Consider the following 26,807-nt stretch of genomic DNA (forward strand, 5'->3'; position numbering starts at 1 on the left):
TGTGCGGAAGGCTGTACGAAAAGGTCGCATTGGCAGCGACCCGGACCTGATCAGGACTCTTTCGGCGCCTCCATCTGCGCCCACAGCGAAGGTCCACCGGCCGACTTCTCGATGATCGCCAGGCGCGCGGCATGAGCCGCCAGTTCCTCGTCGCTGGCGCGCAGCACACGGGTCAGGTTGCGACCCGGATCGAGACGACGGATCGGGCTGGGCAGCACACGGCCGGAGCCGTCCCCTCCCTCACCGGCCAGCGACAGGTGGGTCTGGCCACCGGTCATCGCCAGGTAGACGTCGGCGAGAATCTCGGCGTCGAGCAGTGCACCGTGCAGCTCGCGGCCGGAGTTGTCGACGCCGTAGCGCTTGCACAGGGCATCGAGGTTGTTGCGCTGGCCCGGATGGCGCTCGCGGGCCATCAGCAGGGTATCGAGTACCGAGCAATGATCGGCGATATCGCTGCGCTCGCTCTGCCCGAGCAGGGCGAACTCGTTGTTGATGAAGCCGACGTCGAACGCCGCGTTGTGGATGATCAGCTGGGCGCCGGTGATGAACTCGAAGAACTCGTCGGCCACCTCCTTGAAGCGCGGCTTGTCGGCAACGAATTCGTTGGTGATGCCGTGCACCGCGATGGCGCCCTCGTCGATCTCGCGATCAGGATTGAGGTAGACGTGGAAGTGGCGACCGGTCAGGCGCCGGCCTTCCAGCTCGACGCAGCCGATCTCGATGATGCGGTGACCATCGGTCACCGGCATCCCGGTGGTTTCGGTGTCGAGTACGACGCTACGCATGTTTCTTTGCCCTCACTTCTTCTACACCGCGGTTGGCCAGTTGATCGGCCTTCTCGTTGCCAGGGTGGCCGGTATGGCCGCGCACCCACTGCCACTCGACCTGATGGCGGCCTACCTGCTCGTCCAGCGCCTGCCACAGGTCGGCGTTCTTCACCGGCTCCTTGCTGGCGGTCTTCCAGCCGCGCTTCTTCCAGTTCGGCATCCACTCCTGGATACCTTTCATCACATACTGCGAATCGGTCACCAGACGAACCGAGCAAGGCCGGGTCAGGGCGATCAGCGCGCAGATCGCCGCCATCAGTTCCATGCGATTGTTGGTGGTGTTGGGCTCGCCGCCCCACAATTCCTTCTCCGCGCCCTTGTAGATCAGCAAGGCCCCCCAGCCACCCGGGCCGGGATTGCCCTTGCAGGCGCCGTCGGTGTAGATCTCGACTACTTCGTCACTCATTCGCTTCGTTCTTGCCAATTCTTCGATTCGCGCCGGCTGACCTTGGCCACCGGCATCGGCAGCAGCTTGCCCATGCTGGCACGCTGCACCGGCCGCAGCGGACGTAGTCCAACCACCAGCTTGCGCGCCACTAACAGATAGAAACCGCCGCCAGGCGCTTTTAACCGGGCGCCCCAGTCTTCCAGGCGCGCCAGACGCCCCTGCCAGGTTGGCGAGGAAAGCGGCGGACGATAGCACCCGAAGCGGCGTTTCTCCAGCGCGAAGCCGAGCAGGTTTAGCCAGTCGGTCAGCCGGCTGTGGGAGATGCAACGCGCCTGGCGTAGGCCATCGCGAGCGAAATAATGACGCAAGCCCCAAGTGCTCCAGGGATTGATGCCGGTGATCAGCAGGTAGCCACCGGGGCGCACACTACGTGCCGCCTCGCGCAACAGACCGTGGGGCGACAGACTGAAGTCCAGACCATGCTGCAGCACCACCACATCCGCAGCATGCTCACCCAACGGCCAGGCCTGTTCCTCACAGGCAATCTGCACGCCAGCCAGTGGCGCGCCGAGACGCACGTTGCAGCGAATCTGCGGCGCCTTCGGCGGTTCCGCTTCGGCCGGGCCGTAATGCACCAAATAACCGCCAAAGTAGTGGGCCAGCTCCTCATCCAGAGCCAGGCGCTGCTCGGTCAACAGCAGCTCACCCAGCGGCGAGGCCAACCAGTGGCGCGCGGCACAGGTCAGCTGCAGCCACTGGGCATCGGCCTGGGCAAAGGGTTGCTCGTCCATCACACCTCCATGCACACAAGAAGGGTCATGGCGCTTAAGATGCGCCAATGCTCTCTGCTTGGCGACCCACAAAATGTTTCAGATCGACGCCCTTCCCGCCTTCACCGACAACTACCTGTGGCTGCTGCAGGACACCAGTACCCAACGCTGCGCGGTGGTCGATCCCGGCGATGCCGCCCCCGTGTTGGCCTGGCTGACCGCGCACCCGGGCTGGCAACTCAGCGACATCCTGATTACCCACCATCACCCAGACCACATCGGCGGTGTAGCCCAGCTCCAGGCCCACACTGGCGCCAGAGTCTGCGGTCCCGCACGTGAATCGATACCAGCCCGCGAGCTGGCGCTGGACGAAGGTGACCGAGTCACTGTGCTCGGCCTCGACTTCCTTATATACGCGGTGCCCGGTCATACCCTGGGTCATATCGCCTACTACCAGGCCGATGAAGGCTGGCTGTTCTGTGGCGACACCCTGTTTGCCGCCGGCTGCGGTCGCCTGTTCGAAGGCACGCCGCAACAGATGCATGACTCCCTGTCGCGTCTGGCCGCACTGCCGGAGGCCACCCGGGTCTACTGCACCCACGAGTACACCTTGAGCAACCTGCACTTCGCCCGCGCCGTTGAACCCGAGAATCCGAGCATTGCCGCACGCTTGGCCGAAGTCAGCGCCTGGCGCTCGGCAGGACGCATCAGCCTGCCGTCCAGCATTGCCCTGGAGAAAGCCAGCAACCCCTTCCTGCGCTGCCAGGAAACATCCGTTAAACAAATAGTCGATGAGCGGGAAGGAACGCAGCAACGCTCTCCAGCCGAGGTATTTGCTGCCTTGCGGCGCTGGAAGGATGTCTTCAGGGCTGGCTGATACGGCCCGGCCAACTGGTGAAAACTTGACCACCCTGGGGGGCATTCCTAGAATCGCCGGAATTTTTTGCGCCGGCAGATACTAGCGACCAATGTTTTTATTACCTTCCGAGACCCTTGATTCCACGGCATTGGCACGAGCAGCAAGGGCTCTGGCGGTGATGATGTGCATGGTGATGGCTGGCTGCCAGAGCATGGGCGGCAAGGACCAGGAAGGTAGCGACACCGACCGTGCCATCAGCCTGCAGCAAGAGCCGGAATGGATTGAAGACGTGGCGCCGCAGGAACCCCAGGACATCTGGGAACGCATGCGCGAGGGCTTCGCCCTGCAGGATGAAATCGGCGTCAATCCGCGCATTGAGAACCAACGCCTGTGGTTCGTCAGCAACCCCAAGTTCCTCGAACGCGCCAGCCAGCGCGGCAGCCGCTACATCCATTACGTGGTCGAGCGCCTGGACGAACGCAACATGCCGATGGAGCTGGCGCTGCTGCCGATGATCGAGAGCGCCTACAACCCCTACGCCTATTCGCGCAGCCATGCGGTGGGCATCTGGCAGTTCATCCCCTCCACCGGTCGCTACTTCAACCTGCGCCAGACCAACTGGTATGACGGCCGCCGCGACATCACCGCTTCCACCAATGCCGCCCTCAACTACCTGAGCCGCCTGCACGACATGTTCAACGGCGACTGGCTGCTGGCCCTGGCGGCCTACAATGCCGGCGAAGGCACCGTGAGCCGAGCCATGGAACGCAACCAGAAGCTCGGCCTGCCAACCGACTACTGGAACCTGCCACTGCCCAAGGAAACCCAGGACTACGTACCCAAGCTGCTGGCACTGTCGCAGGTCGTGCTGGCCCCCGAAGCTTATGGCATCAGCCTCAACCCAATCGCCAACGAGCCCTACTTCGAGCAGGTCGCCAGCAAGCCGGGGCTGGATCTCGCCAGAGTCGCCGCCATGGTCGACATGGAAGAAGACGAACTGGAAGTGCTCAACCCGGCCTTCAAGAAAGGCATCACCATGGACGGCCCACTGCACCTGCTGGTGCCGACCGGCAAGGCCGAACTGTTCAATGCCAGTCTGGCCATGATGAAACCGCAAGAGCTGGTGAGCTGGCAGGAATACCGCGTGCGCCCCGGCGACAATCTGCACAGCATCGCCAACCGTCACCATCTGACGGTCAAGACACTCAAGGACATCAACAAGCTGAGCAGCAACCACCTGCGCGTCGGGCAGACACTGAGCATTCCCGGCCAAGCGTCCGCAGGCAAGACGGACATCGCCCTGCATCAACAAACAGCCAAGGCGAGCAGTACACAGCCGCAGCGCTATCGGGTGAAAAGTGGCGACACCCTATGGCAGATCGCCAACGCCCACCAGGTTCAACTCAAGGATCTGCAGCGCTGGAACAAGCTCGACGCACGCAGCAAGCTGCGCCTGGGCCAGGTACTGGAAATCCATGGCACCGGCGCCAGTCAACCGGTCGCAGCTACCAAGGCCGATAGCCGCAGGAATGTCACCTACTACCGAGTCAAACAGGGCGACTCGATGTACCTGATTGCTCAGCGCTTCAAGGTCGATGTCAAACGCCTGCAGAGCTGGAATCCGCGTAGCGACAGCCGCCTGCTCAAGCCTGGACAGACCCTGACGCTGTACCTCGACTGACTTCCTCCTCGCAGATGCCAGGCCCGGCCTCTGTGGAGCAGAATATTCAGCGTTTGCTCAACGCCTCCAGGCAACGCCCAGTCAGCTGGGTGAAACGCTGAAAAGCCACAAACTGCTCGTGCTTGAGCGCCCGCCCGGACACCCGGCTGTCGGCGTACAGCACGCCAATCTCGCGAGTACCTGCCAGCAAAGGCGCGATAAAGAACATGCCCTGGCCGAGCATCTGCCGCATCGGCAACGTCACCAGTTCAGCCAGGTTGTAGCTGGCCGGCACGCCCATCCAGATCGCTTCGCGGTTGCGCAAGACATAACTGAAGATATGCGGCTGCTCGCTCTGCTGCACCGGCAGCTGGAAATCCGCCAACCAGTGTTCGGTACTCTCGCCTACCGCCCGCTTGGCGCGAAAACGGCTCTGACCATCCGCCAAAACGGCCAGCATTACCCGCTCCAACCCGGCCCCCTGGTGCAGCCCCTTGAGCAAGGTATCGAGAATCAGGCCGATGTCGCCCTTCTGGCTGACCATCATGCCCAGGTCCTGCAAGGCCTGCTGCAATACCAGTAGGTTGGGCTGCAACAGGCGCGCCTTACGCTCCTGCTGCTGCAGCTTGATCTGCTCCGGGTCGGTATTGGGAATCAGCCTGCAGAGCTGACTGGCGCCAAAAGTGGCCGCAACCTCAACCGTTTCCCGGGCACTTTCCAACACCTGCTGCAAGGCATCCTCCGGGCTGACACCGGTAAAATCAGCCAGTTGCTGCACCAGCTTCTCCATGTCCGGAGAATCCCAACCCTCCAGTGCCGCCACGCTGATTTTCACGCCCAGATTGATGGCCCGCACAGCCGGATCGTGCTGATTGCCACTGCCATGGGCAAAAGCCGCCAGCTCGCCGAGATTCCAGCTCTTTACCAGGCCCTGCGTGAGCTGGCGGAAGCTGGTACCCAGCACCTGGCGAACCGCCTCCTCCTCATCCATGCCCGGCTGCTCCAGCAACTCGGCCAACTCATCGGCCTGCTCCCCCCCACAAGCCCAGAAGGCCAGCTCGCCCACGGTATGCAGCAGGGCGGCGATGAACACCTCTTCCTGGTGTTTGCTCAGCACGTAGCCGGCAATGTTGCGTGCCTGCACGGCGGCGTGAAAGGAACGGGCCAACAGGCTTTGCAGCTGCTCACGCGGCGCCTTGGCCAACAGACTGTCGATCAGGCTGACCGACATGCCGATCAGGCGCACATTGTCGAAGCCGATCAGCACGATGGCCCGCGAGATGGTTCGAATGCTTTCCTGCGAGGGGTTGTAGTAGACACTGTTGCCAACACGCAGCACCTTGGATGTCAGTGAAGCATCTCGCAACAGTACATCGGCCAGCTGTTGAACCGATGCATTATCGGCTTGCGCCAGACGATGCAGGTCTTGCACCACGGCGGCCAGAGCAGGCAATTCGGCCTGATTAAGACGATCTATCCATGCCTGTAACCCGACACTTCGTTCCACCTGGGCGCACACCTCTTTCAATTTGTTTCAGTGTAATCAAAATGCTGGCACCTGCCTTGGGAGAGCACTCTTTTTCCTGCGGATACAAGCTGTTACTGTACCGGCAAACCAACGAACGGGAGGCACAGCCTGCCGTCAGAAAGCCCCATGGACTGGACCTCGCCTCTAATGCGTCCCCTGCTCTCGCTGATTCTCGGCCTGGCCATGAGCTTTCCTGCTTTCGCAACCCTGATCGAAAGCCATGGCTATGCCCAGTTCGGGACTCTCAAGTACCCGGCCAGCTTCACCCACTTCGACTGGGTCAACCCCGAGGCGCCCAAAGGCGGCACTCTGCGGGTCATGGCCTACGGCACCTTCGATACCCTAAACCCCTACAGTTTCAAGGGCAGCAGCCCTGCGGCCGCACCCAATTTCCTGCAGTACGGGGTCAGCGAGTTCAACGAGCCGCTGATGGTGGGCACAGGCCCCTACGATCCCTCGGGCGATGAGCCCGCCTCCAGCTACGGGCTGATCGCCAAGAGTGTGGAGTACAGCGAGGATCGCAGCTGGGTGGTGTTCAATCTGCGCGAAGAAGCGCGCTTTCATGATGGCAAGCCGATTACCGCCTTCGATGTGGCCTTTTCCTACCGCACCCTCGTCAGGGACGGGCACCCGCAGTACCGCACGGCCCTGCAGGAGGTCAAGCGGGTCGACATCCTCAATCGCCATCGCATTCGTTTTGTGCTCAAACGCAGCAACAATCCCCTGCTGATCCTGCGCCTGGGCGAATTGCCGGTGCTGCCCCAGCACTACTGGAAGAATCGGGACTTCAAAACCACCAGCTTCGAAGTACCACTGGGAAGCGGTCCTTACCGCATCAGCAAAGTGGAGCCTGGCCGCAGCCTGGTGTTCGAACGGGTCAAGGACTGGTGGGGCGAGCAACTACCGGTCAATCGCGGCAAATACAACTTCGATCGGGTGGAAGTCGACTTCTACCGCGACAGCAGCGTCGCCTTCGAGGCTTTCAAGGCCGGCGAATTCGACTTCTATATCGAGCACCAGGCGAAGAACTGGGCCAATGCTTACCGCTTTCCGGCCATCGCCCGTGGCGAAGTGATCCGCGCCGAGATCCCGCACCAGATTCCGACCCAGAGCCAGGCACTGTTCATGAACACGCGCCGCGCGATCTTCGCCGAGCGCAAGGTGCGCGAAGCTCTGGGCCTGATGTTCGATTTCGAATGGACCAATCGAGCACTGTTCAATAGTGCCTACAAACGCAGCACCAGCTACTACCCGAACAGCGAATTCGCTGCAACCGGCATCCCCGAGGGCGCCGAATGGCTGCTGCTCTCGCCCTATCGCAAACAGCTACCGAGCAAAGTGTTTACTCAACCATTCGCCCTGCCCGTCACCGATGGCCGCGGCATTCCTCGCGACACACTGCGCAAGGCCCTCGGCCTGCTGGCCGAGGCCGGTTGGAAACCTTCCGGCGGCAGGCTGGTCAACGCCAAAGGTGAGCCACTGCGCTTCGAGATCCTGCTGGTCAACCCGAACCTTGAACGCATCCTTCAGCCCTACACCGAGAACCTTGCCAGCATCGGCATCGATGCCGTACTGCGCACCGTCGACCGCGCTCAGTACAAACAGCGCCTGGACCACTTCGATTACGACATGATCCTCATGACCCTGGCGCAAAGCCTCAGCCCCGGCCTGGAACAGTGGCTCTACTTCCACTCCAGCCAGGCCGAGGTGAAAGGCAGCAAGAACTATGCAGGCGTGCGCCATCCCGTGATTGACGCCATGCTGGAAAAACTGCTCTCGGCGCAGACCCGCGAGCAACAAGTGGCCGCCACACGCGCCCTGGATCGCATCCTGCTCTGGCAGCACTACAGCATCCCCAACTGGTACATCAATCACCATCGTCTGGCGTACCGCAACCGGTTCGCCTTCGTCACCACCCCACCCTACACCCTGGGGCTGCGGGCCTGGTGGCTGAAGCCCACGGAGACCGCTCGATGACTTTCCCCTTGCGCACCCTCGGCGCTGCCCTTGTACTGCTGGCCAGCGCGACCCAGGCCGAGCCGCGCCACGCCGCAACCCTGTACGACGAGCCCCCAAAATACCCGGCAGATTTCCAGCACTTCGACTACGTCAACCCAGATGCCCCCAAGGGCGGCCTGCTGCGCCAGCGCGGCGTCGGCACCTTTGACAGCTTCAACCCCTTCATTCCCAAAGGCACACCGGCCAACATCGGCCTGATCTACGACAGCCTCACTTACCAATCTCAAGACGAGCCCTTGACCGTCTATGGCCTGGTCGCCGAGAAAATCGACAAGGCGCCCGACAACAGCTATGTGCGCTTCCTGCTCAACTCCAAGGCCCGCTTTCACGACGGCACACCAATCACCGCCGACGACGTGATTTTCACCTTCAACATCCTGCTGGAGAAAGGCGACCCGCTCTACCGCCATTACTATGCCGATGTGGCGCAGGTGGTGGCCGAGGACAAGCTCAGCGTGCGCTTCGACTTCAAGCACAAGGACAACCGCGAGCTACCGATGATCCTCGGCCAGTTGGCCGTACTGCCCAAGCACTGGTGGGCCAGCCGCGACTTCGGCAAGGGTAGCCTCGAGCCGCCCCTGGGCAGCGGCCCCTACAAGATCAGCAAGGTATCGCCAGGCAGCAGCCTGGAGCTTGAGCGGGTCAAGGACTGGTGGGCCAAGGATCTTCCGGTAAGCCGTGGCCTCTACAACTTCGACCGAATCCGCACTGAGTACTACCGCGACAGCCAAGTCGCCCTGGAAGCCTTCAAGGCCGGTCACTTCGACGTCAACGAAGAGTATTCGGCCAAGGATTGGAACACCGGCTATGACTCCCCAGCACTGCGCGCGGGCAAGTTCGTCCAGGTTTCCATCCAGAAAGGCATCCCGGCTGGCATGCAGGGCTACGTGTTCAACCTGCGCCGCCCGATCTTCCAGGATCGCCGCGTGCGCGAGGCCATCGCCCAGCTGTTCGACTTCGAATGGGCCAAGAAGCAGATTTTCTACGGTGACTACAAACGCACCCACAGCTATTTCGAGAACTCCGAACTGGCCGCTACCGGCTTGCCGTCCGAGGCTGAGCTGAAACTGCTGGAACCGCTACGTGACAAGCTGCCCCCGGAAGTTTTCAACCTCGAATTCCAGCCACCGGTGAGCGACGGCAGCGGCATCATCCGCGAACAAAGCCGTCGCGCCTTCCAGCTGCTGACCGAGGCCGGCTACCGCATCGAAGATGACAAGATGATCGGGCCGGATGGCAAGCAGCTGGCTTTCGAGTTCCTCAACTTTCAGCCCAACCTCGAACGCGTGGTGCTGCCGTTCAAGCGCAACCTCGCCGAGCTGGGCATCGACCTGCAGATCCGCCGGGTCGACGTCTCGCAGTACATCAATCGCCTGCGCGAATGGGACTACGACATGACCTCGGCGGTCTGGCCGCAGTCCAACTCCCCCGGTAACGAGCAGCTGGACATGTGGCACTCCAGCAGCGCCGACAAGCGCGGCAGCCAGAACTATATCGGCCTGCGCGACCCGGCCATCGACCAACTGGTCGAGAGCCTGATCCGCGCCGACTCGCGCCAGGCGCTGGTCACCCATGCCCGCGCCCTGGATCGCGCCCTGCTCTGGGGCCACTACGTGGTGCCCAACTATTACGTCGACGCCTGGCGCGTGGCCTACTGGAAGCGCTTCGGCCGCCCGGCCATTACGCCACAGTCGGGCTTCGGCCTGATGACCTGGTGGGAAGAACAACCGCTGCATGCTCCGCAGCAGCCAGCGCCCACCCCTGACGCCCAGCAGGAAGCCCAGTAATGCTGGCCTATATCATCCGCCGCCTGCTGCTGATCATTCCGACCCTGCTCGGCATCCTGCTGATCAACTTCATCATCGTCCAGGCCGCGCCCGGCGGACCGGTGGAGCAGATGATCGCCAAGCTGGAAGGCTTCGACGCCGCATCCGGCGGCGCCACCGCACGGATCTCCGGCGGCGGTGGAGAGGTTTCCATGGCGGGGTCCAACTATCGAGGCTCGCAAGGTCTGGATCCCAAGCTGGTGGAAGAAATCGAGAAGATGTACGGCTTCGACAAGTCCGCCCCGGAGCGTTTCTGGCTGATGCTCAGCAGCTACGCCCAGCTCGACTTCGGCGAAAGTTTCTTCCGCGATGCCACGGTAATCGAGCTGATCCTGGAAAAGATGCCGGTATCGATTTCCCTCGGCCTGTGGAGCACCCTGATCACCTACCTGATCTCCATCCCGCTGGGCATTGCCAAAGCCACCCGCCACGGCAGCGCCTTCGATGTCTGGACCAGCTCGGCGATCATCGTCGGCTACGCCATCCCGGCGTTCCTCTTCGCCATCCTGCTGATCGTGCTGTTCGCCGGTGGCAGTTACTGGGACTGGTTCCCCCTGCGCGGCCTGACTTCGAGCAACTTCGACCAGCTCAGCCTCGGCGGCAAGATACTCGACTACTTCTGGCACCTGGCCCTGCCGGTGACGGCCCTGGTAATCGGCAGCTTCGCCACCCTGACCCTGTTGACCAAGAACAGCTTCCTCGACGAGATCGGCAAGCAATACGTGGTCACCGCCCGCGCCAAGGGCCTGACCGATCACCGCGTGCTCTATGGCCACGTGTTTCGCAACGCCATGCTGATCGTGGTGGCCGGTTTCCCGGCAGCCTTCCTCGGCATCTTCTTTGCGGGCTCCATGCTGATCGAGGTGATCTTCTCTCTCGATGGTCTTGGCCTGCTGGGCTTTGAATCCATCGTCAACCGCGATTACCCGGTGGTCTTCGGTACCCTGTTCATCTTTTCCCTGTTCGGCCTGCTGGCCAAACTGTTGAGCGACCTGATGTACACCCTGATCGACCCACGCATCGACTTCGAAACCCGGGAGCACTGATCATGGCGCTCTCCCCCCTCAACCAACGTCGCCTTGCCCTGTTCAAGGCGCACAAACGTGGCTGGTGGTCGCTCTGGCTGTTCCTCGGCCTGTTCGTGCTGAGCCTGGGCGCCGAACTGATCGCCAACGACAAGCCGCTGGTAGTGCATTACGACGGCGAACTCTATTTCCCGGTACTCAAGCGCTACCCGGAAACCACCTTCGGCGGCGAATTTCCTCTGCAGGCCAACTACAAAAGTCCCTACATCCAGGAGCTGATCGCGGAAAAGGACGGCTGGATGATCTGGCCGCCGATTCCCTTCAACTACTCCAGCATCAACTACGAACTGCAGGTACCGGCCCCGGCACCGCCTTCGGCACAGAACTGGCTGGGCACTGACGACCAGGGCCGCGACGTGCTGGCGCGGGTGATCTACGGCTTTCGTGTGTCAGTGCTGTTCGCCCTGGCGCTGACCATTGCCAGCTCCATCATCGGCGTATTCGCTGGCGCCCTGCAGGGCTACTACGGCGGCTGGGTCGACCTGGCCGGCCAGCGCTTCCTCGAGGTCTGGTCGGGCCTGCCGGTGCTCTATCTGCTGATCATCCTGGCCAGTTTCGTGCAGCCCAATTTCTGGTGGCTGCTGGGCATCATGCTGCTGTTCTCGTGGATGAGCCTGGTCGACGTAGTACGCGCCGAGTTCCTGCGTGGTCGTAACCTGGAATATGTACGCGCGGCTCGGGCCCTGGGCATGGGTAACGGCGGCATCATGTTCCACCACATCCTGCCCAATGCCATGGTTTCGACCATGACCTTCATGCCCTTTATCCTCACCGGCGCGATCGGCACCCTGACTTCTCTGGACTTCCTTGGATTCGGCCTGCCGGCCGGCGAGCCATCGCTGGGCGAACTGGTGGCCCAGGGCAAGGCCAACCTGCAGGCCCCTTGGCTGGGCATCAGTGCCTTTGCCGTATTGGCCCTGATGCTCAGCCTGCTGGTGTTCATCGGCGAAGCCGCCCGCGATGCCTTCGACCCGAGGAAATGACATGACCGACTCGAACAACCTCATCGAAGTGCGCGACCTGGCCGTCGAGTTCGTCACCGGCAACCAGGCCCAGCGGGTGATCGAAGGTGTCAGTTTCGAGATCCGTAAGGGCGAGACCCTGGCCCTGGTCGGCGAAAGCGGCTCCGGCAAATCGGTCACCGCCCACTCCATCCTGCGCCTGCTACCCTACCCGCTCGCCCGCCATCCGGCGGGCAGCATCCAGTATGGCGATCAAGACCTGCTCAAACTGGCCCCGGACAAGCTGCGCGGTATCCGTGGCAACCGTATCGCCATGGTCTTCCAGGAACCCATGACATCGCTCAACCCGCTGCACAGCATCGGCAAGCAGATCGGCGAAGTGCTGGCCTGGCACAAGGGACTGCGTGGAGAAGCCGCCCAGGCACGTATCATCGAACTGCTGGAGTTGGTCGGTATTCCCGACCCGGCCACGCGCCTCAAGGCCTACCCGCATGAGCTGTCCGGCGGCCAGCGCCAGCGGGTGATGATCGCCATGGCCCTGGCCAATGAGCCCGAACTGCTGATCGCCGACGAGCCGACCACAGCCCTCGACGTCACCGTGCAGCTGAAAATCCTCGATCTGCTCAAGGATCTGCAGGCGCGCTTAGGGATGGCCATGCTGCTGATCACCCACGACCTCAACCTGGTACGACGAATCGCCCATCGCGTATGTGTCATGCAGCGCGGATGCATCGTCGAACAGGCGTCGTGTGATGAATTGTTCCGCGCTCCGCAGCATCCCTATACCCGGGAACTGCTTGGCGCCGAGCCCAGCGGCGAGCCTGCGGCCAACCCTGCCGGCGCGCCACTATTGGAAGCGGAAGACCTGCGCGTGTGGTTCCCGATCAAAAAGGGAGTGTTGCGACGCACCGTCGATCACGTAAAGGCAGTGGACGGCATCGACTTCAGCCTGCCCCAGGGCCAAACCCTGGGCATCGTAGGCGAAAGCGGCTCCGGCAAATCCACCCTCGGCATGGCGATCCTGCGGCTGCTCGGCAGCCGGGGCACCATCCGCTTTCAGGGCCAGGCGCTGGATGGGCTGTCGCAGCAAGCCGTAAGGCCGCTACGACGGCAAATGCAGGTGGTCTTCCAGGACCCCTTCGGCAGTCTCAGTCCACGCATGTGCGTGAGCCAGATTGTTGGCGAAGGCCTGCGCATTCACGGGATCGGCACTGCCGAGGAGCAGGAACAGGCCGTCATCGACGCGCTCAAGGAAGTAGGACTGGATCCGGACACCCGGCACCGCTACCCCCATGAGTTTTCCGGCGGGCAACGGCAGCGGATTGCCATTGCCCGGGCACTGGTGCTGAAACCGGCGCTGATACTGCTCGACGAGCCCACCTCGGCGCTCGATCGCACCGTACAGCGTCAAGTGGTGGAACTCCTGCGCTCGCTGCAGGCCAAGTACAACCTGACGTACCTGTTCATCAGCCATGATCTGGCGGTGGTCAGGGCCCTGAGCCACCAGCTGATGGTGGTCAAGCAGGGCAAGGTGGTTGAGCAAGGGCCGGCCGAGCGGATTTTCGCCGCGCCGCAGCACCCTTACACCCAGCAGTTGCTGGAAGCCGCATTCATGGCTCCGGCAGCCGCCGATTAACCAGAAGAGGAACAACGCACATGGGTTTTCTCGCCGGTAAGCGCGTACTGATCGTTGGCGTGGCCAGCAAGCTGTCGATTGCCTCGGGCATCGCCGCCGCCATGCATCGCGAGGGCGCCGAGCTCGCCTTCACCTACCAGAACGACAAGCTCAAGGGCCGTGTCGAAGAATTCGCCGCCGGCTGGGGCTCCAACCCCGAGCTGTGCTTCCCCTGCGACGTAGCCAACGACGAGGAGATAGCCAAGGTCTTCGAGGCGCTGAGCAAGAAGTGGGACGGCCTGGACTGCATCGTCCACTCCGTGGGCTTCGCCCCAGGTGACCAGCTGGACGGCGACTTCACCGAAGTCACCACCCGCGAGGGCTTCAAGATCGCCCACGACATCAGCGCCTACAGCCTGGTCGCTCTGGCCAAGGCCGGTCGCCCAATGATGCAGGGCCGTAACGGCAGCATCCTCACCCTCTCCTACCTGGGTGCCGAACGCACCATGCCCAACTACAACGTCATGGGCATGGCCAAGGCAAGCCTGGAAGCAGGTGTACGCTACCTGGCCGGCAGCCTCGGCCCGGAAGGCACTCGCGTCAACGCCATCTCCGCTGGCCCGATCCGCACCCTGGCCGCTTCCGGCATCAAGAGCTTCCGCAAGATGCTCGCCGCCAATGAGAAGCAGACCCCGCTGCGCCGCAACGTGACCATCGAGGAAGTCGGCAACGCCGGTGCCTTCCTCTGCTCTGATCTGGCCTCAGGTATTAGCGGCGAGATCCTCTATGTCGACGGCGGTTTCAACACCACCGCCATGGGTAACATCGAAGACTGATGTAACCCAGAAATGAAAAAGGCCGCGCATGCGGCCTTTTTCATGGAAGCGGGATAGCGATCAGAAACGCTCGATATCCGCTTTTTCCTTCAGCTGCTCACGATAGGCAGCAAAGTCCTGCTGACCACTGCGCGAAGCGAGGAAGCGGCGATAACTCACCTTCTCCTCGGCACTCAGCTCTGCCTTGGCCTGACTGACACCTTCCAGACGCAGAACCACAAAGTCGCCATTGTTCAGGCTGACACCGGCATAGCTAGGCTTGCCCTCAGCCGGCTTGGTCATACGGAACAGCGCCTGCAGCACCAGGGGATCAACTCCTTCCTGGCTACGATTGGCCGCTTCAATCTTGGTCCAGTCACCATCAGCGCTCTCTCCCTGCTTCAGACTCGCCAGCAAAGCCTCACCCTCGGCCTTCGCAGCCTCACGCGACTTCTTCTGGGCCAGGGTCTGGCGAATACCTGCAGCAACCTGTTCAAACGGTAGCAACTCGGGTTTCTTGTGCTCTTTGACGCGCAGTACCAGGGTGGTATCCGGATCAAGCTCGATAGCATTGCTGTTGCCACCGTCCTCGAGAACTTCCGGCGCATAGGCGGCCTGCACGACCTGGCGATTGGCAGTGACGCCTTCCCCACCTTCACGACCGAAAGGCGCACTGGTCTGCACTTGCAGGCCAAGTTCTTGGGCAGGCTGAGTCAGATCGGATGCCTCGAAACTCGCTTCCTCCAGCTGTTTCACCGCTTCGACAAAGCGCTGTTCGACCTGCTGAGCCTTGAGGTCATGCTCAAGCTTGTCCTTCAGACTGGCGAAGCTCGGCACCTCAGGCGCCTGGACGTCCAGCAGCTTGATCAGATGCCAGCCAAACTCGCTGCGCACAGGTTCAGAAACCTCGCCCGGCTTCAGAGCATAAAGACTCTGTTCGAAGGCCGGGTCGTACACACCCGGACCGGCGAATCCGAGATCACCACCATTACTGGCCGAACCCGGATCCTGGGAGACTTCCTTGGCAAGAGCAGCAAACTCCTCTCCCTTGTCCAGGCGCTGCTTGACCTCTTCCAGCTTGGCCTTGGCCTGTTCGTCGGTGAGCTTGTCATTGACTTCCAACAGGATATGCGCGGCGTTGCGCTGCTCGGCCAGATTGGCGATTTCCTTGTTGTAGAGCTCTTGTAGCTGATCATCGCTAACCTCGACCTGATCAAAGAAGGACTCCTTCTTCAACTCGAGATAATCGATGACGACCTGCTCCGCACTCATGTACTGATCAGGGTGCTCGTCATAATAGGCCTTGACTTCATCGTCCTTGACCTCAACCGTAGTCACATCCGCTTTGAGGGTACGGCTGGAGAAGTCGCGCGTCTGCTTGTCCAGACTAACGAAGGCATCGACTTCGGCATCGGTCACAAAGCTGCTGCCGACTAGCGCTGCCTGAAGCTGGCTGACCAATACATCCTGCTTCAGTCGCTCGCGAAACTGCATTCGGGTGAAGCCCTGTTGCTGCAGAACCTGATCGAAACGCGATGCATCGAACTTGCCTTCGATCTGGAATACCGGCATCTGCAGAATCAGCTGATCAAGGGAGGCATCGGAAATCACCATACCGGCATCACCGGCTCCTTGCAGCAGCAGAGTACGCTCAACCAGGCCATCGAGTGCCGATTGACGCAGCAGCTTGTCATCAAGCAGGGAGGCATCGAAATCCTTGCCGAACTGCTGAATCAGTTGTCGGCGCTGCATATCGACTGCAGCATTGAGGCTGTCCAGAGTAATCTCTTCCCCGTTTACCTCCGCAGCAGTGCGACTGTTGCTAGTGGACTGGATGATGGCATCGAAACCGGTCAGAGCCAGCAAGACGATGATCACACCGATGATGGTCTTGGCAATCCAGCCTTGGGAGTTGTCCCTGATGTTCTGCAGCATGCTTCCCCCGAAACGCTCACATCAGGCCGATGGCCATGCAGCGTGGGTATTGGAATCCGGATAAAAGAAAGGCGCATCCGAGGATGCGCCTTCTCATAACTGTTGGAGTGCTTTCGCAACTCCGTGCCGGTTGAGACGATCTCAACGTGGCAGGGGCTAAGCCCGAGAGACGCTTAGTTGACGGCGTCTTTCAGGGCTTTACCAGCTTTGAAACCTGGGATCTTGGCAGCAGCAATGCTGATCGGCTTACCAGTTTGCGGGTTGCGACCAGTACGGGCAGCACGCTCTTTGACAGCGAAAGTACCGAAGCCAACCAGCACCACCGAGTCACCGGCTTTCAGAGCGCCAGTGACGGATTCGATTACTGCATCCAGCGCACGGCCAGCAACAGCTTTCGGGATATCAGCGGATGCGGCGATGGCATCAATCAGTTCCGACTTGTTCACTCTTAAGTCCCCTTATTTCCGTTGAGTTGTTTCTTAGTTGTTTGGTGTAAGCAAAGCGGGTGTCGAAAGGCCTGATGACACATAAGAGCCGTTTTATAACAAGGGCCCGAAAATAGTGTCAAGGAAGCCTTCCGGCTAATGCGTGCTGATTCGCTCCTTGGAATCAGTCTCGCGAGACTCATCCTTTGCAACCATCTCGGGAGCCGCATCAGGCAAGGGCTCCGGGGCGTATTGCAGCGCAATTTGCAGGACCTCGTCAATCCATTTAACCGGCTTAATGGTCAGGTCTTGCTTAATATTTTCGGGAATTTCCTTCAAGTCGCGCACATTCTCTTCCGGGATGATCACGGTCTTGATTCCACCGCGATGGGCCGCCAGCAGTTTCTCTTTGAGCCCACCGATGGCCAACACCTGACCACGCAAGGTGATCTCACCAGTCATGGCCACATCAGCCCGAACCGGGATCTGCGTGAGCGAGGAAACCAGGGCAGTACACAGGCCGATACCAGCACTAGGCCCATCCTTCGGCGTCGCCCCTTCCGGCATATGGATGTGAACATCGCGCTTCTCATGGAAGTCTGGAGCGATCCCCAGACTCTTCGCACGACTGCGCACCACAGTCAGCGCCGCCGTCATCGACTCGGCCATCACATCGCCCAATGAACCCGTCTTGATCAACTGCCCCTTGCCGGGCACCACAGCGGTCTCAATGGTTAGTAGCTCACCGCCAACCTGCGTCCAGGCAAGACCGGTAACCTGTCCAACCTGATCCTGCTGCTCGGCAAGCCCAAAGCGATAGCGACGCACACCGAGATAATGCTCAAGCGACTCGGCACTCACTACCACCTTGATACGCTTATCCTTGGCATGCTCCTTCACTACCTTACGGCAGACTTTGGATACCTGACGCTCCAGACTGCGCACGCCAGCCTCACGGGTGTAGTAGCGGATTATGTCGCGGATAGCGCCTTCGTCGAACTCTAGCTCACCCTTCTTGAGGCCATTAGCCAATACCTGCTTGGGCGTCAGATACTTGATGGCAATGTTGACCTTTTCATCCTCGGTATAGCCCGGCAGACGGATGACCTCCATCCGATCCAGCAGAGGCCCCGGAATATTCATGGAGTTGGCCGTGCAGATAAACATCACATCCGATAGGTCGTAATCGACCTCTAGGTAGTGATCGTTAAAATTGTGGTTCTGTTCGGGATCCAGTACTTCAAGCAAGGCAGACGCGGGGTCGCCCCGCATATCGCTGCCCATCTTGTCGATCTCATCAAGCAAAAACAGCGGATTGCGCACACCAACCTTGGTCAGTTTCTGAATCAGTCGACCTGGCATGGAGCCGATATAGGTGCGGCGGTGCCCACGGATCTCGGCCTCGTCGCGAACGCCACCAAGCGCCATGCGCACAAACTTACGATTGGTCGCACGAGCAATAGACTCAGCCAGCGACGTCTTGCCCACACCCGGCGGACCAACCAAGCAGAGCACCGGCCCCTTGAGCTTCTTCACTCGCTTCTGCACGGCGAGATATTCGAGGATGCGCTCCTTAACTTCCTCAAGGCCAAAATGGTCGGCCTCCAAGATGTCCTCGGCCTTGGCCAAGTCAAGACGCACCTTGCTTTCGGCCTTCCACGGCACGTTGGTTAGCCAGTCGATGTAGGAGCGCACCACAGTGGCCTCAGCCGACATCGGCGACATTTGCTTGAGCTTGTTAAGCTCAGCAATGGCCTTAGTGTGAGCTTCTTTGGTCAAGCCCGCATTCTCGATGCGCTTCTTAAGCTCATCGACTTCGTTGTGCCCCTCATCAATATCGCCAAGCTCTTTCTGAATGGCCTTCATCTGCTCATTCAGGTAGTACTCGCGCTGGCTGCGCTCCATCTGTTTCTTCACTCGACCGCGGATGCGCTTCTCGACCTGCAGCAGATCAATTTCGGCATCCAGCAACGCCAGCACATGCTCGACACGTTCGGCCAAGCCAGTAATCTCAAGAATTTCCTGCTTCTGCTCGATCTTCAGGACCATATGCGCGGCCATGGTGTCGACCAAACGAGCAGGCTCATCAATACCGTTCAGCGAAGAGAGAACCTCGGCAGGAACTTTTTTACCCAACTGCACGTACTGCTCGAACTGACTCAGCAAGCTACGTGTGAAAACCTCCGATTCGCGCTCGGCTACGTCCTGCTCGTCAAGCAGCTGCACCTCAGCACGACAATGGCCATCGACCTCGATGAACTTCTCAATGGAACCACGCTGCTCACCTTCGACGAGAACCTTGACCGTACCATCCGGAAGCTTGAGCAACTGCAGCACGGTAGCCACCGTACCCATACGATAAAGCGCATCCTCAGCAGGATCATCGTCAGCAGGGTTGCGCTGGGCCAGCAAGAGGATCTGCTTGTCACTCGACATGGCAGCTTCAAGGGCCTCGATGGACTTTTCACGCCCAACAAACAGCGGAATGACCATATGCGGATAGACCACAACATCACGCAGCGGCAAGAGAGGCAGTTCGATGGTTGTCTTCATGTTTTCAGCTCTACGGCGGCCATCAGGCCGTAAACGGACGGGATACCCTTGCCCCTAAGATGGGGCCACCCCTAGGAAAAAACAAGCAAGAAAGACGTAAATGCAAAGGGCCCCGCAGGGCCCTTTGTTACATCATCATGCGTCAGGCGCGGCCTTTGCAGGCGGTTCACTGTTCTCATAGATGAGCAATGGCTGAGAATTACCCTCAATGACACTTTCGTCGATCACCACCTTGCTGACCTCGGACTGCGAAGGGATCTCATACATGGTGTCGAGCAGCACGCCTTCAAGAATAGAACGCAGACCACGCGCGCCAGTCTTGCGCTCCAGAGCCTTGTGCGCGACAGCTTTCAGCGCATCAGCACGGAACTCAAGATCGACGCCTTCCATCTCGAACAGCTTGGCGTATTGCTTAGTCAAGGCATTCTTAGGCTCGGTCAGAATCTGCATCAGTGCAGCTTCATCCAACTCATCAAGGGTAGCGATGACTGGCAGACGTCCAACGAACTCGGGAATCAGACCGAACTTGACCAGGTCGTCAGGCTCGACTTCGCGTAGCGCCTCGCCTACCTTCTTACCCAGATCCTGGCTGCGCACTTCGGCATTGAAGCCGATACCGCCCTTGGTGGAGCGAGACTGGATAACCTTCTCCAGGCCAGCAAATGCACCACCGCAGATGAACAGGATGTTGCGAGTATCGACCTGCAAAAACTCCTGCTGCGGGTGCTTGCGGCCACCCTGAGGCGGAACCGAGGCCACAGTCCCCTCAATAAGCTTGAGAAGCGCCTGCTGCACTCCCTCACCCGAAACATCACGAGTGATAGATGGGTTGTCCGACTTGCGTGAAATCTTGTCGATTTCATCGATATAGACAATACCCATCTGGGCTTTTTCTACGTCGTAGTCGCACTTCTGCAGAAGCTTCTGAATGATGTTCTCGACGTCCTCGCCTACATAACCGGCTTCGGTCAGGGTGGTGGCGTCAGCGATGGTGAAAGGTACATTGAGCAAGCGGGCCAGCGTTTCGGCCAGCAACGTCTTACCGGAACCAGTTGGGCCGATCAGCAGGATATTGCTCTTACCAAGCTCTACGTCGTCCTTTTTCTCACGCTGATTCAGGCGCTTGTAGTGGTTGTACACAGCAACGGAGAGCACCTTTTTGGCACGCTCCTGACCGATCACGTACTGATCCAGAATACCGCTGATTTCCTTGGGCGCAGGCAATTTGTGAGCACTGCTTTCGGCCTGGGCTTCCTGCACCTCCTCGCGGATGATGTCGTTGCACAGGTCGACGCACTCGTCGCAGATAAAGACCGAGGGCCCGGCGATTAGCTTTCGCACTTCATGCTGGCTTTTGCCGCAGAAGGAGCAGTAGAGCAGCTTGCCGTTGTCCTCGCCATTGCGGGTGTCAGTCATTCGATCGATCCAATACGGTAGGCATGAAACACAAGATGAAGGCAATTGCAGGCATTTTCAAGCCTGCAGGATGGTCGGACGCTACCGACCACCGTGCGAGGATGCCGATTAGACGGCCAGCTGGCGACGACTCAGAACCTGATCGATCAGGCCGTACTTGACTGCCTCATCGCCACTCATGAAGTTGTCGCGGTCGGTGTCCTTGGCGATCACGTCGATCGGCTGCTTGCAGTGATCCGCCAGGATCTTGTTCAGGCGCTCGCGGATGGTCAGTATTTCGCGGGCATGGATTTCGATATCCGAGGCCTGCCCCTGGAAGCCGCCCAGCGGTTGATGAATCATCATGCGCGAATGCGGCAGGCAGTAACGCTTACCTGCGGCACCACCTGCCAGCAGCAGGGCACCCATGCTGCAGGCCTGACCGATACAGATGGTCGACACATCAGGCTTGATGAACTGCATGGTGTCGTAGATCGACATACCGGCAGTGACGGAGCCACCCGGCGAATTGATGTAGAGGTGAATATCCTTGTCCGGATTCTCCGCCTCAAGGAACAACAACTGAGCCACCACCAGGTTGGCCATATAGTCCTCTACCTGGCCAACCAGGAAGATCACGCGCTCCTTCAACAGGCGCGAATAGATGTCGTAAGCGCGCTCACCGCGGGCGGACTGCTCAATCACCATCGGCACGAGGCCGCCGGCAGCTTGGATGTCAGGCATGGAATTCATCAAGGAATGGTGCGACATGTCTAGCGATCTCTCCCTAATAGTCATGTCTCTAAAGACGCATAAGCCAGCACGAAGGCTGGCTTATGGGTGTGCTCAAACGAGGCGAGGGATCAGGCAGCTTGCGGGGCTTCCGCCGGCTTGACCGCTTCTTCGTAGGAGACCGCTTTATCGGTCACTTTGGCCTTCTGCAGAACAGTATCTACAACTTGCTCTTCCAGTACAACCGAACGCACTTCGTTCAGCTGCTGGTCGTTCTTGTAGTACCAAGCCACAACCTGCTGCGGCTCCTGATACGCGGAAGCCATTTCCTCGATCAGCTCGCGAACACGCGCTTCATCAGCCTTGAGCTCGCTCTGCTTGACCACTTCAGCCACGATCAGCCCCAGCACCACACGACGCTTGGCCTGCTCTTCGAACAGCTCGGCCGGCAGTTGATCCGGCTTGATGTTGCCACCGAACTGCTGAACGGCCTGCACACGCAGACGATTCACTTCGTTGCCGATCAGCGCCTTAGGCACTTCAACCGGGTTGGCAGCCAGCAGACCTTCCATCACCTGGTTCTTGACCTTGGACTTGATGGCCTGGCGCAGCTCGCGCTCCATGTTCTTGCGCACTTCGGCGCGGAAGCCTTCCATGCCGCCTTCCTTGACGCCGAACAGGGCGAAGAAGTCGTCATTCAGTTCCGGCAGTTGCGGAGCGGAAACACTGTTAACGGTAACGGTGAACTCGGCAGCTTTACCGGCCAGATCCAAATTCTGGTAATCCTCCGGGAAAGTCGGATTGATTACGCGCTCCTCGCCAGCCTTCACACCAACCAGTGCATCTTCGAAGCCGGGGATCATACGACCGGAACCCAGCACCAGAGCAGTCCCCTTGGCGCTGCCGCCAGCGAAAGCTTCGCCATCGATCTTGCCAACGAAGTCGATATTCAGCTGATCACCATTCTCTGCAGCGCGCTCGACAGCCTCGAAGCGAGTGTTCTGCTTGCGCAGAATTTCCAGCATATTGTCGACGTCGCTGTCGGCAACCTCAGCCTGCAGACGCTCGACGGCAATGCCATCGAAACCGGCCAGCTGAATTTCCGGGAACACCTCGAAAGTAGCGACGTACTCGAGATCCTTACCCTTCTCGAAGGTTTTCGGCTCGACGGACGGCGCGCCCGCCGGATTCAGCTTCTGCTCGACGATGGCCTCATAGAAGGTCGCCTGGATCAGGTCGCCCAGCGCTTCCTGGCGAGCAGAGTCTTCATAACGCTGGCGAATGACGTTCATCGGCACTTTGCCAGGGCGGAAACCAGCAACCTTGGCACGACGCGCAGTCTGTTGCAGACGCTTGGTCACTTCAGTCTCGATGCGCTCGGCCGGCACGCCGATGGTCATGCGACGCTCAAGAGCGGAGGTGCTTTCAACAGAAACTTGCATGGATATTCCTCGTTGCACAGACATAAGCCGGCCGTTCCGGCCCCAAATCAAAGGCGAGCATTCTAGTGGCTCGAATAGCAGAAGTCACCTGCACAATCGAGCACAAAAACCGGCGGGATATAAAAGGAAGGAAGAAAGAAGATGGTGCGGACGGAGAGACTCGAACTCTCACACCTTGCGGCGCCAGAACCTAAATCTGGTGTGTCTACCAATTTCACCACGTCCGCGTGGTAACGCTTTAAACAAAAACGCCAGGCTGTGTGCCTGGCGCTCTCTCGAATATGGGGTGGACGATGGGAATCGAACCCACGACACCAGGAGCCACAATCCTGTGCTCTACCAACTGAGCTACGCCCACCATATTGCAATGCTTGAGCCCGATTCGCCAATGGCGCACCCGGCAGGACTCGAACCTGCGACCATCCGCTTAGAAGGCGGATGCTCTATCCAGCTGAGCTACGGGCGCTTAATCATCTGCGAACAGACTTTAAAGCTACAGCTACAGTCATCACTGACTGCCGCCTTCTTACCCAGCGACTGGCTGTGCTCGACAAGCGGGGCGAATCTTATAGAGCCACCACACATGCGTCAACACGAATTTCAAAAAATTTCTTAGAGATAAAGGAGTTACAGGAAAGGACAGCGCATGCGCCTTTGCCCCACCGACCACCCATGAGAGAATGCGACACCCTTTTCTCATCCTTCCTCAGGGTTAAAGCACGCGTCATGACCGCACAACTGATCGATGGCAAAGCCATTGCCGCCAAGCTCCGCCAGGAGATCGCCCAACGTGTCACCGAGCGTCGCCAGCAAGGGCTACGCGCACCCGGCCTGGCCGTCATTCTGGTAGGCAGTGACCCGGCCTCGCAGGTGTATGTCTCGCACAAACGCAAAGATTGCGAGGAAGTCGGCTTTGTATCCGTAGCCCACGATCTCCCCGCCAGCACCACTCAGGGCGAGTTGCTGGGGCTGATCGACCAACTTAACCGCGATAACGCCATTGACGGCATCCTGGTGCAACTGCCGCTCCCCGCGCACCTGGACGCCTCGCAGCTGCTAGAGCGCATCAGCCCAGACAAGGACGTGGATGGCTTCCACCCCTTCAACGTCGGCCGACTGTCGCAGCGCATGCCTCTGCTGCGCCCCTGCACCCCGAAGGGCATCATGACCTTACTGGAAAGTACCGGCGTTGACCTGCATGGCCAGCATGCGGTCATCGTCGGCGCCTCCAACATCGTTGGTCGGCCGATGGCTCTTGAACTGTTGCTGGCCGGCAGCACCGTGACAGTGACCCACCGCTTCACCAAGGATCTTCCTGGCCACCTGGCCCAGGCCGATATCGTGGTCGTGGCTGCTGGCAAGCCGGGCCTGGTCAAAGGCGAGTGGATCAAACCGGGCGCCATCGTCATTGACGTCGGCATCAACCGTCAGGCCGATGGCAAGCTGGTGGGCGATGTTGAATATGACGCCGCCGCCGAACGCGCCAGCTGGATTACCCCGGTACCTGGCGGTGTAGGCCCGATGACCCGAGCCTGCCTGCTGGAAAACACCTTGTACGCAGCGGAACATCTTCACGCCTGACTCGCCCGCACCTCTAATGGCCGACCCGTCAGAGATTTCCCGGCCTACTGGTGAGCCAGCCCGAAGGCTCTACAGCCAAACCGACTGGATGACCGAGGCACCATCCAGGTTGTGAGGCTGTGGAGCCCGCTCATCACTGGCGACCACGGCGTAGAAGTCGCCCTTCAGGAATAAACGAATCACTGCAATGAGCACGAGATGAGCAACGAACTGAAGATCGAAGACCTACAGACTGGAACCGGCAAGGCAGTCATCAAAGGCGCCTTGATCACCACCCAGTACAGGGGCTGGCTGGAAGATGGCAGCGAGTTCGACTCATCCTACGCGCGCGGCAAACCATTCCAGTGCGTCATCGGCACCCGAAGAGTTATCCAAGGCTGGGACCAGGGTCTGATGGGCATGAAAGTGGGCGGTAAACGCAAGCTTTGGGTGCCCGCTCACCTGGGCTACGGAGATCGCCAAATGGCCGCCATTCCACCCAACTCCAACCTGATCTTCGAGATCGAGCTGCTGGAAGTTCTGACTCGCGACGACTGAAGCGCACAATTAGCGGCTGGCGAAGGCTGCCCGAGCTCCATCAGGCGACCAGTTAACGCCACGCAACACAGAAAAACAGCGCCTAGCCGCGCTCTGCGGCTGCCGGTGCGATTTCGAACGGACTGGCACTGCGCCGTTGATTACGATCCTCGCGAGGCGTAGCGCCAAAAAAGTTGCGATAGGCGCTGGAGAAGTGCGGCCCGGAGGAGAAGCCACAGGAGAGGCCGATCTGGATGATCGACTTACTGGTCTGCATCAGCAGCTGGCGTGCCTTGTTCAGGCGCAGCTCCAGGTAGTACTGGCTCGGCACACGATTGAGATACTGCTTGAAGATGCGCTCCAGCTGCCGGCGCGACACACAGACGTGCTGGGCGATCTCGTCGGTGGTCAGCGGCTCCTCGATGTTGGCCTCCATCAGCAGCACCGCCTGGGTCAGCTTGGGATGGCTGGAGCCGATGCGGTTCTGCAGCGGAATGCGCTGGCGCTCGCCGCCCTCGCGGATGCGCTCGACTACCAACTCCTCGCTGACCGCACCGGCTAGTTCGGCGCCATGGTCACGGGCCAACACGGCCAGCAACAGGTCGAGCACGGCCAGGCCGCCGCAGGCACTGAGGCGATCACGATCCCAATCGAACAGGTGGCTGGTGGCGATGACCTTGGGGAAGCGCTCGGTGAAATCATCCTGCCAACGCCAGTGCACGGCAGCGCGGTAGCCGTCGAGCAGGCCCAGCTGGGCCAAGGGATAGACGCCGGCCGACAGCGCACCGATGCTGATGCCGCTACGGGCCAGCTGCTTGAGCGCAGACGCCAACACTGGAGCCACCTGTGCCGGCGGCTCGTCGGCCAGCAGAAAGACGCGCTGGCAGCCCTCCAGGCGTCCGGCCCAGGGCTCGCCCGGCAGACGCCACTGCCCTTCGACCGATGGCTCGGCCTGAAGAAAGCGCAGCTCGTAGGACACGTCCGGGTGCACGCGCTGCGCCACGCGCAGGGCTTCCTCGGCCAGCGCCAGAGTCGTGGGCCTGGTTTCGGGCCAGATCAGAAAGGCAATTACGTGGGCAGTGGCTGTCATGCTGGGAGTCTAGTGCCTACTTCAGGCTGCCGGAAAGAAACTGCTTCAGGCGCTCGGACTGCGGGTTGACCAGCACCTCTTTCGGGCAGCCGGTTTCCTCCACCAACCCCTTGTGCAGGAAGATCAACTGGTTGGACACCTCGCGGGCGAAGCCCATCTCGTGAGTCACCACCACCATGGTGCGGCCTTCCTGGGCCAGGTCCTGCATCACCTTGAGCACTTCGCCGACCAGCTCGGGGTCGAGGGCCGAGGTGGGCTCGTCGAACAGCATCACTTCCGGCTCCATGGCCAGGGCACGAGCGATGGCCACGCGCTGCTGCTCACCACCGGACATATGCGCCGGATAAGCGTCTTTCCTGTGTGCCACACCGACCTTGGCCAGGTAGTGCTCGGCCTTTTCGATGGCTTCCTTCTTCGGCACGCCGAGCACATGCACCGGCGCCTCGATGACGTTTTCCAGGGCACTCATGTGCGACCACAGGTTGAAATGCTGGAACACCATGGACAGGCGCGAACGCATGCGCTGCAGCTGCTTGGCATCGGCCGCCTTGAGCGCGCCATCCTTGCTGGCAACCAGCTTGAGTTCTTCGCCATTGAGCAGGATCTTGCCGCCGTAGGGCTGCTCCAGCATGTTGATGCAACGCAGGAAGGTACTCTTGCCCGAGCCGCTCGAGCCGATGATGCTGATCACGTCGCCCGCCTTGGCCGCCAGGGAAACCCCCTTGAGCACTTCGTGGTCGCCGTAGCGTTTGTGCAGATCCTGAACTTCGAGTTTGTACATGGT

Annotated in this window: 22 protein-coding genes and 3 tRNA genes; 10 read left to right on the forward strand and 15 right to left on the reverse strand. The window is 60.2% G+C overall.

Going from position 1 to position 26,807, the window contains the following annotated elements:
* Window positions 1-50: 50 nt before the first annotated feature.
* From dnaQ to ACF8C6_RS11735, 3 genes are read right to left on the reverse strand one after another with little or no spacing between them, the layout of a single operon-like run.
* Window positions 51-785: a DNA polymerase III subunit epsilon gene (dnaQ, locus tag ACF8C6_RS11725; protein ID WP_392499451.1), complete on the reverse strand. Its 735-nt coding sequence runs from the start codon at window positions 783-785 to the stop codon at window positions 51-53.
* Window positions 778-1,233: a ribonuclease HI gene (gene rnhA / locus ACF8C6_RS11730; protein ID WP_392499452.1), complete on the reverse strand. Its 456-nt coding sequence runs from the start codon at window positions 1,231-1,233 to the stop codon at window positions 778-780. The genes dnaQ and rnhA overlap by 8 nt, the downstream gene beginning before the upstream one ends.
* Window positions 1,230-2,006, reverse strand: a complete 777-nt coding sequence (locus ACF8C6_RS11735) for a class I SAM-dependent methyltransferase (RefSeq protein WP_392499453.1) — start codon at window positions 2,004-2,006, stop codon at window positions 1,230-1,232. The genes rnhA and ACF8C6_RS11735 overlap by 4 nt, the downstream gene beginning before the upstream one ends.
* 73 nt (window positions 2,007-2,079) lie before the next feature.
* Here ACF8C6_RS11735 and gloB point away from each other — a divergent pair, with 73 nt between their 5' ends.
* On the forward strand, window positions 2,080-2,862 hold the full coding sequence (gloB, locus tag ACF8C6_RS11740) for a hydroxyacylglutathione hydrolase (RefSeq protein WP_392499454.1): 783 nt from the start codon (window positions 2,080-2,082) through the stop codon (window positions 2,860-2,862).
* A gap of 91 nt (window positions 2,863-2,953) precedes the next feature.
* On the forward strand, window positions 2,954-4,525 hold the full coding sequence (locus ACF8C6_RS11745; protein WP_392499455.1) for a LysM peptidoglycan-binding domain-containing protein: 1,572 nt from the start codon (window positions 2,954-2,956) through the stop codon (window positions 4,523-4,525).
* 46 nt (window positions 4,526-4,571) lie between these two features.
* Here ACF8C6_RS11745 and ACF8C6_RS11750 read toward each other — a convergent pair whose 3' ends face one another.
* Window positions 4,572-6,011, reverse strand: coding sequence for an HDOD domain-containing protein (locus ACF8C6_RS11750; protein ID WP_392499456.1), 1,440 nt, complete (start codon window positions 6,009-6,011; stop codon window positions 4,572-4,574).
* A 168-nt stretch (window positions 6,012-6,179) separates the two neighbouring features.
* On the opposite strand from ACF8C6_RS11750, the gene ACF8C6_RS11755 reads away from it, so the two are divergent.
* From ACF8C6_RS11755 to fabI, 6 genes are read left to right on the forward strand one after another with little or no spacing between them, the layout of a single operon-like run.
* Complete coding sequence (locus tag ACF8C6_RS11755; protein ID WP_392499457.1) at window positions 6,180-8,009, forward strand: extracellular solute-binding protein; 1,830 nt, start codon at window positions 6,180-6,182, stop codon at window positions 8,007-8,009.
* On the forward strand, window positions 8,006-9,838 hold the full coding sequence (locus ACF8C6_RS11760; protein WP_392499458.1) for an extracellular solute-binding protein: 1,833 nt from the start codon (window positions 8,006-8,008) through the stop codon (window positions 9,836-9,838). Before ACF8C6_RS11755 ends, ACF8C6_RS11760 begins: the two co-directional genes overlap by 4 nt.
* Entirely contained in the window at window positions 9,838-10,923 is a 1,086-nt protein-coding gene (locus ACF8C6_RS11765) for a microcin C ABC transporter permease YejB (RefSeq protein WP_277691357.1), read from the forward strand. Before ACF8C6_RS11760 ends, ACF8C6_RS11765 begins: the two co-directional genes overlap by 1 nt.
* 2 nt (window positions 10,924-10,925) lie before the next feature.
* Window positions 10,926-11,945 carry an ABC transporter permease gene (locus tag ACF8C6_RS11770; protein WP_392499459.1) on the forward strand — a complete coding sequence of 340 codons (1,020 nt, stop codon included), beginning with the start codon at window positions 10,926-10,928 and terminating at the stop codon, window positions 11,943-11,945.
* Between the two features lies 1 nt (window position 11,946).
* Entirely contained in the window at window positions 11,947-13,560 is a 1,614-nt protein-coding gene (locus ACF8C6_RS11775; protein ID WP_392499460.1) for an ABC transporter ATP-binding protein, read from the forward strand.
* 20 nt (window positions 13,561-13,580) lie between these two features.
* Window positions 13,581-14,375 (forward strand): enoyl-ACP reductase FabI, encoded by a 795-nt coding sequence (gene fabI, locus ACF8C6_RS11780; protein ID WP_392499462.1) that lies wholly within the window; start codon window positions 13,581-13,583, stop codon window positions 14,373-14,375.
* Window positions 14,376-14,435: 60 nt separating this feature from the next.
* On the opposite strand, the gene ACF8C6_RS11785 is transcribed toward fabI, so the two are convergent.
* The 9 genes from ACF8C6_RS11785 to ACF8C6_RS11825 form a co-directional block, all read right to left on the reverse strand.
* Window positions 14,436-16,289: a SurA N-terminal domain-containing protein gene (locus ACF8C6_RS11785; protein ID WP_392499463.1), complete on the reverse strand. Its 1,854-nt coding sequence runs from the start codon at window positions 16,287-16,289 to the stop codon at window positions 14,436-14,438.
* 173 nt (window positions 16,290-16,462) lie between these two features.
* Entirely contained in the window at window positions 16,463-16,735 is a 273-nt protein-coding gene (gene hupB, locus ACF8C6_RS11790) for a nucleoid-associated protein HU-beta (protein ID WP_003239952.1), read from the reverse strand.
* Between the two features lie 135 nt (window positions 16,736-16,870).
* On the reverse strand, window positions 16,871-19,267 hold the full coding sequence (gene lon, locus ACF8C6_RS11795; RefSeq protein ID WP_392499464.1) for an endopeptidase La: 2,397 nt from the start codon (window positions 19,265-19,267) through the stop codon (window positions 16,871-16,873).
* A gap of 135 nt (window positions 19,268-19,402) precedes the next feature.
* Window positions 19,403-20,683, reverse strand: a complete 1,281-nt coding sequence (clpX, locus tag ACF8C6_RS11800; RefSeq protein WP_068826115.1) for an ATP-dependent Clp protease ATP-binding subunit ClpX — start codon at window positions 20,681-20,683, stop codon at window positions 19,403-19,405.
* A gap of 108 nt (window positions 20,684-20,791) precedes the next feature.
* Complete coding sequence (gene clpP / locus ACF8C6_RS11805; protein WP_277691373.1) at window positions 20,792-21,433, reverse strand: ATP-dependent Clp endopeptidase proteolytic subunit ClpP; 642 nt, start codon at window positions 21,431-21,433, stop codon at window positions 20,792-20,794.
* A gap of 92 nt (window positions 21,434-21,525) precedes the next feature.
* Complete coding sequence (tig, locus tag ACF8C6_RS11810) at window positions 21,526-22,836, reverse strand: trigger factor (protein ID WP_392499465.1); 1,311 nt, start codon at window positions 22,834-22,836, stop codon at window positions 21,526-21,528.
* 142 nt (window positions 22,837-22,978) lie between these two features.
* A tRNA-Leu gene (locus tag ACF8C6_RS11815) sits at window positions 22,979-23,063 on the reverse strand.
* Window positions 23,064-23,118: 55 nt separating this feature from the next.
* A tRNA-His gene (locus ACF8C6_RS11820) sits at window positions 23,119-23,194 on the reverse strand.
* A 31-nt stretch (window positions 23,195-23,225) separates the two neighbouring features.
* A tRNA-Arg gene (locus ACF8C6_RS11825) sits at window positions 23,226-23,302 on the reverse strand.
* Window positions 23,303-23,562: 260 nt separating this feature from the next.
* Between ACF8C6_RS11825 and folD the strand changes: the two genes are divergently transcribed.
* The gene (folD, locus tag ACF8C6_RS11830) at window positions 23,563-24,417 is read left to right on the forward strand and encodes a bifunctional methylenetetrahydrofolate dehydrogenase/methenyltetrahydrofolate cyclohydrolase FolD (protein WP_341692824.1); all 855 of its coding nucleotides are present in this window, start codon (window positions 23,563-23,565) and stop codon (window positions 24,415-24,417) included.
* A 198-nt stretch (window positions 24,418-24,615) separates the two neighbouring features.
* Window positions 24,616-24,954, forward strand: a complete 339-nt coding sequence (locus tag ACF8C6_RS11835) for an FKBP-type peptidyl-prolyl cis-trans isomerase (protein ID WP_392499467.1) — start codon at window positions 24,616-24,618, stop codon at window positions 24,952-24,954.
* Window positions 24,955-25,036: 82 nt separating this feature from the next.
* Here the strand turns inward: ACF8C6_RS11835 and argR are convergent, their stop codons facing one another.
* Complete coding sequence (gene argR / locus ACF8C6_RS11840; RefSeq protein ID WP_392499468.1) at window positions 25,037-26,023, reverse strand: transcriptional regulator ArgR; 987 nt, start codon at window positions 26,021-26,023, stop codon at window positions 25,037-25,039.
* A gap of 16 nt (window positions 26,024-26,039) precedes the next feature.
* Window positions 26,040-26,804 carry an arginine/ornithine transport ATP-binding protein AotP gene (gene aotP / locus ACF8C6_RS11845; RefSeq protein ID WP_392499469.1) on the reverse strand — a complete coding sequence of 255 codons (765 nt, stop codon included), beginning with the start codon at window positions 26,802-26,804 and terminating at the stop codon, window positions 26,040-26,042.
* Window positions 26,805-26,807: the final 3 nt, after the last annotated feature.

The organism is Pseudomonas sp. zbq_18 (assembly GCF_043102245.1).
Taxonomy (GTDB): Bacteria; Pseudomonadota; Gammaproteobacteria; order Pseudomonadales; family Pseudomonadaceae; genus Aquipseudomonas.